The organism is Pantoea sp. JV6 (assembly GCF_025910055.1).
Taxonomy (GTDB): domain Bacteria; phylum Pseudomonadota; class Gammaproteobacteria; order Enterobacterales; family Enterobacteriaceae; genus Pantoea; species Pantoea agglomerans.
Genome location: NZ_JAPCIM010000003.1, coordinates 494478 through 505796 on the forward strand (window position 1 = coordinate 494478; position 11319 = coordinate 505796).

At 47.6% G+C, this 11319-nt stretch carries 12 protein-coding genes; 9 read left to right on the plus strand and 3 right to left on the minus strand.

Annotated elements, in window-relative coordinates:
- Positions 1 to 65: 65 nt before the first annotated feature.
- A complete protein-coding gene (locus tag OK412_RS06420; protein ID WP_264352888.1) occupies positions 66 to 1238 on the minus strand; it encodes an EAL domain-containing protein in 1173 nt (390 codons plus the stop codon).
- 817 nt (positions 1239 to 2055) lie between these two features.
- Between OK412_RS06420 and OK412_RS23445 the strand changes: the two genes are divergently transcribed.
- The 5 genes from OK412_RS23445 (at position 2056) to fetB (ending at position 7744) form a co-directional block, all read left to right on the plus strand.
- Positions 2056 to 3234, plus strand: a complete 1179-nt coding sequence (locus tag OK412_RS23445; protein ID WP_319633952.1) for a PAS domain-containing protein — start codon at positions 2056 to 2058, stop codon at positions 3232 to 3234.
- Positions 3235 to 3725: 491 nt separating this feature from the next.
- The gene (locus OK412_RS06435) at positions 3726 to 5084 is read left to right on the plus strand and encodes an esterase-like activity of phytase family protein (protein WP_264352889.1); all 1359 of its coding nucleotides are present in this window, start codon (positions 3726 to 3728) and stop codon (positions 5082 to 5084) included.
- Between the two features lie 435 nt (positions 5085 to 5519).
- Positions 5520 to 6008, plus strand: a complete 489-nt coding sequence (locus OK412_RS06440) for a hypothetical protein (RefSeq protein WP_163852104.1) — start codon at positions 5520 to 5522, stop codon at positions 6006 to 6008.
- Between the two features lie 301 nt (positions 6009 to 6309).
- Entirely contained in the window at positions 6310 to 6978 is a 669-nt protein-coding gene (fetA, locus tag OK412_RS06445; RefSeq protein WP_264352890.1) for an iron efflux ABC transporter ATP-binding subunit FetA, read from the plus strand.
- The gene (gene fetB / locus OK412_RS06450; RefSeq protein ID WP_264352891.1) at positions 6965 to 7744 is read left to right on the plus strand and encodes an iron efflux ABC transporter permease subunit FetB; all 780 of its coding nucleotides are present in this window, start codon (positions 6965 to 6967) and stop codon (positions 7742 to 7744) included. Before fetA ends, fetB begins: the two co-directional genes overlap by 14 nt.
- Before the next feature lie 207 nt (positions 7745 to 7951).
- Here the strand turns inward: fetB and OK412_RS06455 are convergent, their stop codons facing one another.
- Positions 7952 to 8353 (minus strand): VOC family protein, encoded by a 402-nt coding sequence (locus OK412_RS06455; protein WP_010247037.1) that lies wholly within the window; start codon positions 8351 to 8353, stop codon positions 7952 to 7954.
- A 175-nt stretch (positions 8354 to 8528) separates the two neighbouring features.
- Between OK412_RS06455 and OK412_RS06460 the strand changes: the two genes are divergently transcribed.
- The 4 genes from OK412_RS06460 to OK412_RS06475 all read left to right on the plus strand — a co-directional run bounded on the left by OK412_RS06460 (position 8529) and on the right by OK412_RS06475 (position 10807).
- Complete coding sequence (locus OK412_RS06460) at positions 8529 to 9395, plus strand: alpha/beta fold hydrolase (protein ID WP_033773412.1); 867 nt, start codon at positions 8529 to 8531, stop codon at positions 9393 to 9395.
- A gap of 111 nt (positions 9396 to 9506) precedes the next feature.
- The gene (locus OK412_RS06465) at positions 9507 to 9818 is read left to right on the plus strand and encodes an antibiotic biosynthesis monooxygenase (protein ID WP_154210132.1); all 312 of its coding nucleotides are present in this window, start codon (positions 9507 to 9509) and stop codon (positions 9816 to 9818) included.
- A 171-nt stretch (positions 9819 to 9989) separates the two neighbouring features.
- Positions 9990 to 10628 carry a TetR/AcrR family transcriptional regulator gene (locus OK412_RS06470; protein ID WP_264352892.1) on the plus strand — a complete coding sequence of 213 codons (639 nt, stop codon included), beginning with the start codon at positions 9990 to 9992 and terminating at the stop codon, positions 10626 to 10628.
- On the plus strand, positions 10625 to 10807 hold the full coding sequence (locus OK412_RS06475) for a hypothetical protein (RefSeq protein ID WP_031292352.1): 183 nt from the start codon (positions 10625 to 10627) through the stop codon (positions 10805 to 10807). The genes OK412_RS06470 and OK412_RS06475 overlap by 4 nt, the downstream gene beginning before the upstream one ends.
- A 175-nt stretch (positions 10808 to 10982) precedes the next feature.
- On the opposite strand, the gene OK412_RS06480 is transcribed toward OK412_RS06475, so the two are convergent.
- A complete protein-coding gene (locus OK412_RS06480; RefSeq protein WP_010247042.1) occupies positions 10983 to 11204 on the minus strand; it encodes a hypothetical protein in 222 nt (73 codons plus the stop codon).
- Positions 11205 to 11319 lie beyond the last annotated feature (115 nt).

An 11319-nucleotide genomic window follows, 5' to 3' on the forward strand; every position in this document is an offset into this window, starting at 1 on the left:
CGAAGCCTGCCTCGGTAAAATTAAGCTGGCGGCCGGGAAATATCAGATGATGTTGTGAACTGGCACTAAGGCTGAACAAGGTTGTTCTGACGGTCAATGTTAAAGCCAAACACACAAAACCCCAGTAAATCTTTTGCCTCATCCTCCACCCGCGTAATCATAACCAAATCGGTGCTACCGCCGGGCAGCTTTACCTCAAACGGAGGGTAAGGAAGACCTTTTGTCCTGAAATCCTGCAACCAAAGCAGCTTCTCAGCTTGAGACGGTATCACTTCAAAAATATGGCGATGGGTAATGTCCTGCATTGGCCAGCCAACCCGCGCTGCAAAGGTATCACTTGCGTCAACAATCATCAGTTCAGGGCTGAGAAAACAGATAGAGGTGTCAGGCGCAGCATACATCGATGAAATCTGATGCGCGCGCTGCTCAAGAGACATTCGTGCCACACGACTATGAAATTTACGGCCAGAGCCAGCGGTGAGAAAATTATGTGTTTCTTCAGCCGGGATCGGCCTGCTGAATAAGTAGCCTTGTGCATAAGCGCAGCCGATACCCCGCAACATCTCAGCCTGTTCCTCTGTTTCAACACCCTCAGCAATGACGTCCATATCCAGGCTGCGGCCCAAACCGACTACGCTGGAGATAATTTTCCGGCTATCCTTTTTCTGAAGCATTGAACGAATAAAACTGCCATCCATCTTAATCGTGCTGGCGGGAAGCTGGATAAGCCAGGCAAGGCTTGAACAGCCGGTGCCAAAGTCATCCATAGCAATCATACAACCCATTTCAGACAATGCTTCGAGTTCTGCATGAGCCGTCTCTATATCATCGATCAATGCTGTCTCGGTGATTTCTATCCTGAGCCGCGAAAGGCTGAACTGATAACGTTCAGCCAGTTTTCTTAAAATTTCGGGAAGGTGCTTACCGTTCAGTTGTGAAGGAGAAACGTTTAAAGACAGAAACTGGTGTTCTGGCCAGGTGCTCGCTGTCATGAATCCCTGAGCGGCCAGACTTGTCATCAGCTCATTGAGTAACCCATGATGTTCCATAGCCGGAATGAACTCAGCCGGAGATACGATAAGCCCTTCGGGCAAAATACGCCGTGCCAGCAATTCAAAACCTACTACGCGCTGATCCTCAAGTGAGACTATCGGCTGAAAAAAAGGTTTAAACTCGCCCGATTTAATTAGCTGCTGACAAGCTGCACGAGCATCAGCATCTTTCAATTTTTCATTCATTTAAATATCCTGAAACGTATTTCTGTAAGGCATTGATGACCTGAGCGGGAATGGAATAGAAAACCTTTTTTAAAACCCTGTTTTGTTTGTGGCGGAAAAATTAATCTTTTGCAAACGTCATTTTGCGGAGGCCTTAAATTGTCTATGGTTATTAAGTGCGATACACATAGCTATAATGTCAGTGAGCGGGGAAAGTTCATGAACATAAAATGCCATACTTATTTAACTCACGGGTCTGCATGAGGCTGATGGTATCTGGTATGGTAAGCCAGAAACAAAGTGAAACCAATCTCATAAAAATATCGCTTAAGTTAAATATTAAACCCTGTTAATACATCCAATATGATCAGCAGCCAGTTTCTCTTATGAATTGCTGAAGTATACCTATGGATATCAATAAGTAATGTGCGGGTTTTCGCCTGTCAGCAGAAGTGACATGCCACAGCTAAACCACTCATTTAATATCCGCGATAGCCAGCTAGTATCAATCCACAACCGCGTATCAAAACTAAGAGTAACATTTCAACGTAAATTTCGTTGGGAGTCGGAGCGTCGGGATTATAAGGCCTGAAATTTTTCAGATATCATAGACCAAAGATAATTTTGTGCCACATGATTTCAAAAAAATACATTTAGCACGCTGGTGGTAATGCTCATCCATCATCTCTGTTCCGGTAGCTATAGCTGGCGAGCTATCTATAGCATCTTGTTACAGTATTAATTCAAACCAGCGACCTTTAACTGAATATCCAGAAGGTTCTGCCGATAACCCTTTCAGGCATATTTTTATGCCTGTATATGCTCACCAGGAGAAATAATGCTGAATTTATTCCGGAAACAGTCCGCCAAAGAGCCGACAACGATGGATATCGCTGAGAAATTTATCGATGAAACGCTGGATGTGGATCACAGTGATACCACGCTGCTGAAATGTATTATGAACCTCAGCCAGAAAGGCTATTGGTATGTTGAGACGACCGATCTTAAAAGTGACGCGCCTGCATTTGTTTCACCTGAAGCACGCCAGCTTATGGGATTGCCTCTGCAGAAGGAGGTCGGGCTCTCTTCGCTGATCCAGATGATCCATGCGGATTTCCGGGAAGCGTTCAAAGGTTTGATAAGTCATACACTCAAACATAGCGGTGATGAAAAGCTGTTACGCTGCCTGATAAAAACTGGCGCAAATACCTTTCAGTGGTTTTGCATTCGTGCATCATACAGTCGTGAATTTACGCCGCCGCGCCTGGTTGCCGTTATAGAGAATACAGAAGAAGAAACGTCCCAGTCCCGCCAGTTTGATATTGTCTCCACCCGTTTTGACCTGTCGCGCGAAATGCTTAATGACGGCCTCTGGGATCTGGATATTATTGGCGGAAATCCCCTGAATCCCGATAACGTATTCTGGTGGTCACCGCAGTTCAGGAAGCTGCTGGGTTTTGAAACCATTGAAGAGTTCCCTGATGTGATGGACAGCTGGGCATCACGCCTTCACCCGGATGACAAACAGAATGCGCTCGATGCTTTCGTCAGCCACCTGATGGACTTCAGTGGTAAAACCGGTTTTGATATTGAATATCGTCTTAAACTGCGAAGTGGTGAATACCGGTGGTTTCAGGCCCGCGGGCAGACTAAACGTGCACCTGATGGTACCCCTTTGCGTGCCGTCGGCGCGCTTATTGATATTCAGGGCCGTAAAGACCGTGGGCGACATGAGGAAAGCGAAGTCAGGCGAAACATTCAGACCGCCGAAACCGCAAAAGAAATTGCCGAACTCGTCTCTGAAAACGGGATTATTGCTGCGCAGATCAAACTCATTTCACTGAACGCCAGTATCGAAGCCGCGAGGGCAGGTGTACATGGCCGTGGATTTTCTGTTATCGCCAGTGCTATCCGGGGATTAGCGGAAAGAACGGCAGATATCACCGGACACATTTCTCGTCTTCAGATGCGAATAAGTAATTCTGCTAGCGGCATAGAAAAATCGCCTGAACAATAAACATCACACATTGATTAACACTTACCACAGGTAAATACAGGGATGTTCTGGTGAAGAGATACCACAGCATGTCTTTGATTTACTGTAACCAGAACATCAGTTCAGTTCGCAGTTTCACCCTATGAAAATTCTCCCGGAGTGGGTTCACATTTCATTATGCGAACTTGCTCTGGGAGTTACTCAGCACCTCAGAGCAAATATCTGGATAGTAAGTAGCCCGCAAGCTTTCTCATCTGTGGTTCACATCCGGAAGTGCATGATGATAGCAATAGGGTGATGAATAACAATCATTTTTCTGCCAATGTCAGCTCCTGGCACTGAGCAGACAGCGTTGCGCACAAATCAACGTTCACTCTACGTTCAACACCTCCCCAGCCGGCGCCTTAACGGTGGCAAAATCAACCTGTTAGCTGTCCGTTTTTACCGCAAATATCATTTTCCTGTCATTTATGTTCTTTACGCTGTCAGCTTTTCCTCATGGATTTAATATTATGAAAATAAAAACGATTTCTTTAGTTATCAGTTGTGCGCTCTCGTTTTCTGGTCTTGCGGCGCAACCTCAGGCTGAGCACTATATCGTCAGTTTTCCGGAAGGTACGCGCGTTAGCTATAACGGCGCGTTCGCCAGTGCGTTTCCGGATGGTTTGCCGGTGGGAATCGGCTCCGGTTTGCTTTTTACCGGTAAGCAGGGGGATGCGCTCACCTTCGCGACCGTCACCGATCGTGGGCCGAATGCCGACTCACCCGATGTGGGCAAACATGAGTCAAAAATTTTCGTCACGCCAGACTTCGCTCCGCTGCTGATGAATATTCGGGTGCAGAACGGCAAAGCAGAAGCCACGGATGCCCGACCGCTGCATGACGACAAGGGCAATATTAACGGATTGCCGCTACAGGATGGTGTCATCGGCTCAACCAATGAAGTCGCGTTAAGCGACACACTGAAAGTGCTGAAGGGCGATAACCGTGGTCTGGATACGGAAGGCATTACGCCGGACGGGAAGGGCGGGTACTGGTTGTGCGACGAATATGGCCCATTTCTGATTAACGTTGATCAACGCGGAAAGATTCTGGCGATTCACGGGCCGCAGGCTAATGAAGGGGAAAAATCCATTGCGGGCGGACTGCCGAATATTCTTAAGTGGCGTCAGCCTAATCGTGGTTTTGAAGGGCTTACCCGTATGCCGGACGGGCGCATCATCGCCGCGGTGCAGAGTACGCTGGATATCAACGGTAAAAGTAAAAAGCAGGCGCGCTTTACCCGGCTGGTGAGCTTCGATCCGGCGACCGGGAAAACCGTGATGTATGGATACCCTATCGACAGCGAGGCTTATAGTAAAAACAGCGACGCCAAAATTGGCGATATCGTGGCGCTCGATAATCAGCATATTCTCTTGATTGAACAAGGCAGCGATAAAAATGACGCGATGCGCAACCTTATCTATAAGGTGGATCTGAGTGCGGCTACCGATCTTGCCGCATTCGATAAGCCTGGTGATTATCCGGAGTCTGACGACGAGAAAGCGCTGGCGCAGCGAGGAATTAAGCTCGCAGCTAAAACGCTGGTGGTCGATTTACGTCAACTCGGCTGGCAGCAGGAGAAGGCCGAAGGACTGGCGCTGATCGACAGTAAAACGCTGGCGGTCGCCAATGACAATGACTTCGGCGTGAAAACGGTCATGCAAAATCCGGTGGAAGGTAAGAAGCGCAAGGATTATCGGCTGAACGAAAAGGGGGAACTTACTGTAGAGGGTGAGCCGGTTGCAACGACGATCGGCGTGAAGCCGCTGAAGAAACCGGAGTCGGACAGCGAGTTGTGGATCGTAACGCTGCCGGAACCGCTGAAATAAACGTTCCCCTTGCCCTGGGCTGTCTGCGCTTAGTGCCTGATTTTCTGTAAAAGAGCAGGATTCAGCCCGGATTTGCCAGCGAAAGATCGGTCTGCGCCGTTTTGTTATAGCGGACGGTAGCAGACCGATAATCATTTAAACGGTTTAACATCTTTCCACTGCGTTGCGTTGCGATGCTAAGCGTCACTAGCGAACTTTAAACGCCAGCCTGGCGGTTATTTTTTACTTTCAGTTTGATAACCGTCTTATTCCGCACAGGATGGCTTTCGATAGCGGGCAACCCGGCCAACTACGGCTCACCACCGCAGGTTACAGGGCGTGATTATAACATTGTGTAATAATGTGTTGTCTGCCTCTTCAACAGACCCTCCACACCGTGTAAGTTCTGGGATCTTATACGTTTGTTGTCCCCATAATCCGCTGAGGAGAAAGAGAGTGAAAGCAACCGCAATGGCCGCTACAAGTCTGTTAATGCTGATGAGCAGTGTTCACGCTGAAGGTCTGACGACGTCGGCAGATGGTAAAAACCTCACCGTCAGCTTCGGCCAGCCCACCATCAAACAGGTGCTGCACTACCGAAAAATGTATGACAAAAAGCCGTTTCCGGATGCGGAGATTTATTATTACGACAACGGTACCTATAAAATCATTTCTCAGGGCGAAAACCACTACGGCGTTTACGTTATGCAGGGCAAGTTTGATGATGAAACTTTCACCGTGCGTTTTATCTCTCTGCCTTCTGCTGACTGGGGCAATAAAACGGCTTTTCATCAGTTAACTTTTATCAGAGGTGACAGGCAGAACGTCTTTATTCAGAATGCCATTGTGGATACCGGTGAAGCCATTGCGCAGCAGAACGGCACCTATACTCAGGAAAAAAACACCGTAACCAACCCGGTTTCAACCAGCTGGAAAAACAAATAATTGTCGGGTGGCAGCGTGTCTGCCACTCTGATCCAAACCCGCTGCCTGTCACTTCCTCGCGCAGGATCATATTGAATTTTGGCTGGCGGACACCTTTACACACTGATTTTTTACTCAGAAGATACATAGCTGCAATTAAATGCCTTATATTTCCTAGCCTGATATACATTTGCCTTGCCGCGCCCACGCCAGCAGTTTGAGTGCGTTGCAACATGCAGTACCGGTAATCTGCCTGTGAAGGGTAACTCCTGCTTTTTTTGATAATGCCAACACTCATTTTGTCAGGTCCTGAGGCGTAAATATGGACAGAGTTTCACCCCTGCTGGATGTGCAGGATGTCGCTTTTTCAGTCGGGGATCGTCAGCTACTGAAACCGGTCTCCCTGCAGTTATATCAGGGTGATTGCGTCTTGCTGACCGGCCCATCCGGAAGCGGAAAAAGTACTTTCCTCAAAATCCTTGCTTCGCTGATTACCCCCAACTCGGGGCAACTTTTCTTCAGGAACAGTGATATCACCACGCTGAGAGCAGAGGTTTATCGCCAGCAGGTCTCGTACTGCTTTCAGACGCCGCAACTGTTTGGTCAGACGGTATATGACAACCTGGCGCTGCCATGGCAGATTCGCCGTCAGAAACCTCAGCGGGACAAACTTGTTGCTGCGCTGGAAAGCGTAAATCTCTCTCCGGATATGCTGAATAAACCTGTTGAACAACTTTCAGGCGGAGAAAAGCAGCGTGTCGGACTACTGCGCAATCTGCAATTTATGCCTGAGGTGCTGTTGCTGGATGAAGTCACCAGCGCCCTTGATGAAGAGAACAGACTGTCAGTACTTTCACTGATTCACCGGATGGCAGCTGAAGAAAAGGTAGCCGTGGTGCGGATCAGCCATGATGTTAACGATATTCAGCAGGCTGAGCAGGTGCTTCGCCTTGAGCCGCCAGAAAAGGAGAATAAGCGTGAATCAGCATAATATCAGTGACACCTCGATTTTGCTGTCACTGACGCTGGTGGCCATAGCGCTGCTTATCAGCCAGAAAGAAAAGCTCGGCATGAGCAAAGATATTCTCTGGAGTGTATCCCGGGCGATAATTCAGCTGGTCATTGTCGGCTTTGTATTAAAGTCGATATTCGATGTTAATAACAGCTGGCTGACGGTATTGATGGTGCTGTTTATCTGCGTTAATGCCGCGATCAACGCCCGTAAACGCGGTCGAAATATTGATAACCCCTTTACGATATCGTTTGTCGCTATTTTTAGTGGCACCGTTATCACGCTGACGATTCTGGTGCTGAGCGGGGCGATAGCGTTTGTTCCGATGCAGGTCATCCCCATCACGGGCATGATCGCCGGTAATGCTATGGTCGCAGTAGGGCTCTGTTACAGCAACCTGAACCAGCGCTTCAGCGACAACCAGCAGAAAATTATGGAGATGCTGAGCCTTGGCGCATCGGTGAAGCTGGCATCGGGCCGCATTATTGCCGACAGCATTCGTACAGCCATGATGCCGACGGTGGACGCTGCCAAAACTGTCGGACTGGTCAGCCTGCCAGGGATGATGTCCGGACTGATTTTCGCCGGAATAGATCCGCTCAAGGCGATTAAGTATCAGATTATGGTCACGTTTATGCTGATAGGAACTGCCAGTCTGTCAACGATCATTGCTGTCTATTTATCCTATCGTCGTTTTTATAATGCCAGGGCGCAGCTAAAAATATCGGATAGATCGCTGGATTAGTGAAACTGATTTGCGGATCTGAGCGTTATTGCTTGTGAGGAAAGTAAGTCTGCTATCACACGGCGCTCTGTTGCTCGCGAGCGCTTAATTGATAGCAGAGTGCTCAGGGGATGCTTCAAAAACACTCCCCGCTGATCTGAAGTATCCCCGCAGGGTTCGTGCTTTGATTGTTCATCTGAATGCCTGATACACAACTGGCTTTGGTTTTTAATTCTGCCTGTTCTGATAAAGGTCCCAGCGGTTGCCATAAAGATCTTCAAATACCACCACGGTTCCGTACTCCTCTTCACGAGGCTCCTGGGAGAATGTGACGCCTTTCGATTTCATGGCTTTGTAGTCTCGCCAGAAGTCATCCGTCTGCAGAAAAAGGAATACTCTTCCGCCGCACTGATTGCCGATAAAACCTTCCTGTCTGTCATTTGAAGCGCGAGCCAGAAGAAGATTGCAGTCGCTTTCAGGGTCAGGTGTAACTACAACCCAGCGTTTACCTGGCTGCGGTGTATCCTCAACAAGGGTAAAACCCAGCTTTTCGGTGTAATACTCAATTGCCCGATCATAGTCATCAACCACGATGGCCACATAACCCATACATCGCTTTTGCGTTCTCATTTCTGCTCCGTCATGTTTCAGGCCTGGTTGCCTTGAAACATTGTTTTAACACAAACGAGTATCCCGGAGTTGGTTGAATTGATTCAGTCTTCACAGTATTAAGCCGTTGCAATAAAGATACATCAGCTGACATCAGCCTATAATTTTTATAAATTCATGGCGCGGGTATCAAAAAATGTTTGAGGGATTTACTCATACACAAATCAGACTTTCTGAAGCAGTGCTAAATGTTCGCTATGGAGGTAATGGTCCTCCGGTTTTGCTGTTGCATGGACACCCCCGCACCCACGTAACCTGGTCAAAGGTGGCTCCGCAACTTGCCGAATCTTTTACCGTGGTTTGTCCCGATTTAAGGGGATTTGGCCGCTCATCTAAACCTGCAGATGAGCCCAATCATGCTGGTTCTTCTAAGCGAGCTAAAGCGAAAGATTGTATTGAGTTGATGAGCCAGTTAGGTTTCGATCAATTCGCGCTGGTGGGACATGACAGAGGTAGTTATACAGCATATAGGGCTGCACTTGATTACCCTGAGCGAATTACACGACTTGCTGTACTGGATTGTATACCCATACTTGAAGCGCTCAACCGGTGTAATGAGAAGTTTGCCCGACAGTGGTATCACTGGTTCTTCTTCGCTCAGCCTGAAAAACCCGAGCTGGCAATTTTAGCCGATCCGGACAAATGGTATGGAGGCCAGCCCGAAACAATGGGGAATGATGAATACATTGAATTCAGGCGAGCTATACACGATCCGGAGACTGTACATGGGATGATCGAGGATTATCGTGCCGGTCTTACTATAGACAAAGAGCATGAGCTTTATGATCGTCAGAATGGGCGATTGATTGAATGCCCGACACTCTGTTTATGGTCAAAATATGATGATCTGGAAGATATTTACGGTGATGTATTGGGTATCTGGAAATCCTGGGCACCGCATGTTCGGGGTAAAGCGATAGCCAGCGGTCACCATATGGCTGAAGAAGCACCAGAAGAAGTTACCACTGAGCTCCGGCATTTTTTGTTGCATGAGAATCCTTAACTGGCCGGTGCGTAGTTAAATAACATCCCATTATCCACCCCAGAGAATGAATCGCTGTTCCTGCATTGTCATGTTATGGTAAAAACACTTCAACAACATGAGGATAGCAACATGATTGTCAGAACATGGCACGGATGCGTACCGGTCAGGCACGCCGAAGGTTTTGCAACTCACTTGCAGGAGACTGGTGTTGAACATTCAGAAGCGACACCAGGGAATCTGGGAGCCTATGTACGCAGAGAAACGCAGGGCGAATGGGAGCATTTCTTCCTTGCGACGTACTGGGAAGATTTAGAAGCCATCAAAGCCTTTGCAGGCGAACAGTATCAGATTGCCGTTACCTATCCGGACGATGAAGAATATGAGTTGCTATCAGATCCCTACGTTTTTCAGCATCAGGTCCAGACTGTAATCCCATTATAAGTATTTGCCTGCCGCCGCCAGAAGGCGGCCAATGACTCACCTGTGCCTGTCCACTGACTCAGCATTAAATTTTACCAGGCAAAAAGCATGACTTTTAACACAAGGTTTAGATAAAGCCTTTTAATTGTAGATTGATCGATCTACAATCAACCTTCAAAACAGGAGAACCTTATGAAAGCATCAGCAGGCAGACCCAGAGAATTCGATCCAGAGACGTTCCTCAACACCGCACTTGAATGCTTCTGGCAGAAGGGATATCAGGCAACATCTATGGCTGATCTTATGAAAGCATCAGGTCTTGCAAGTGCCAGCATCTATAAACTTTATCCCGATAAGCGTGCTATTTATCTGGCTGCTTTGCAGCGATATATGGATGAAGGCATTTCAAGGACAGTGAAACGAAATGCAGAAATGTCGCCAGAAGCTGCATTGCGAGAAACGCTCGAATTTGTGGCTCAGTTATCATCTGCTCCTGCCGGAGAGAAAGGGTGCTTTACTATTGCGGCAGCCAGTGAACTTTTACCCGGAGACGAAGAGGTTAAAGGCAAAGTTTCCTTTAAATTTAACCGTTTAATTAACGAGTTAGAGAATATCTTAAAAAGAGGCCAGGATCAGCGGGTATTTCGCCAGGATGAAGATGCGCGAGTCATGGCTCAAAGCATTTTCATGATGCTGGAAGGTATGCGGATATATGGAAAACTCCAGCCAGAGATTGGAGATCTGAGAAAAAGTAATGACTTCATTGTCAGAACGATACTTTCAGATACCCATGACGTAACCGGCAATAGTGCGGTTAAGGCATCCGCATGATTGAAGTGGGCACCATTGTTCGGCGAAGAAAAAGAAGAAGAATAATGGTGGTAATTGAATATGAAGATGGCATGGCATTGTGCGGCTGGGTCGATAAAGGACGTTTTTTCAAAAGACGTTTTCCACTGTCTGAATTAAAAATAGGCGTACCTTATTCAAATTTCTGGTCACTCACCTAAATCACTGCACCTTTAAAGACATCGAGTTCAAATAAACATAATTACCATAACCGGCCGCCCTTAATGCGCCATACTTTAGCGATGCAACAGAGTCAGAATAGTTATCACTCAGCGATCACCGGACATCATCATTGCCCGGTAATCGGCTGATTTACATCGATGCTACAACCTCAGCTTATTTTTGAGACTGCTGATTTTGCTCAGCCTCTTTCTGTTTTTTCTTCGCCATATGATGACCAACTGCGCAGCCCGCTGCGGCACCGGCCACACCATGATGAGCAACATGACCTGCGACGCCGCCTACTGCGGCTCCCTTAAGACAGCCCTGGGCATTAGCCTGTAAATTCACCGACAAAAACAGTCCGGTAGCAATAACGATAACTGATAATTTTTTCATCACTTAATATCCTGATAGTTAGTTATAGTTGCAGGTTGAACCCGACAGAGCATAGCCGCACTCTGGGGTGTTTCGCTGGCCGGGATACAGGAATCACGACATTAGTTACCTGTCG